We start from the raw sequence: 238 nt of genomic DNA, 5'->3' as shown, positions 1-238 counted from the left end.
CGCGGCGATTTCGCTCACGCCCGTATCGATCGATTCCGCGCCCGCGCGCACCGTGCTCACCATCGTCACGAGCGCGGCCTGCATGCGTTGCAGGGCGGCCGAGAGCTTGCCCATTTCGTTGCGGCTCGCCACGGCCACCGCCGCGCTCAGGTCGCCCGCCGCGATGCGCTCGAACTGCGCGACGGCGGCGTCCACCGGATGCACGATCGCGCGCATCAGCGCCGCGCGGCCGAGCCAC

The 238-nt window shown here is 73.1% G+C and carries 1 protein-coding gene; it reads right to left on the bottom strand.

Annotation, left to right across the window (positions count from 1 at the left end):
* On the bottom strand, positions 1–238 hold a 238-nt coding region (locus R2R70_RS22960), incomplete at both ends, for a HAMP domain-containing protein (RefSeq protein ID WP_410979341.1).

Source organism: Cobetia sp. SIMBA_158 (assembly GCF_046566945.1).
Lineage (GTDB): Bacteria > Pseudomonadota > Gammaproteobacteria > Pseudomonadales > Halomonadaceae > Cobetia > Cobetia amphilecti.
This window is presented reverse-complemented; position numbering and strand designations above follow the sequence as displayed.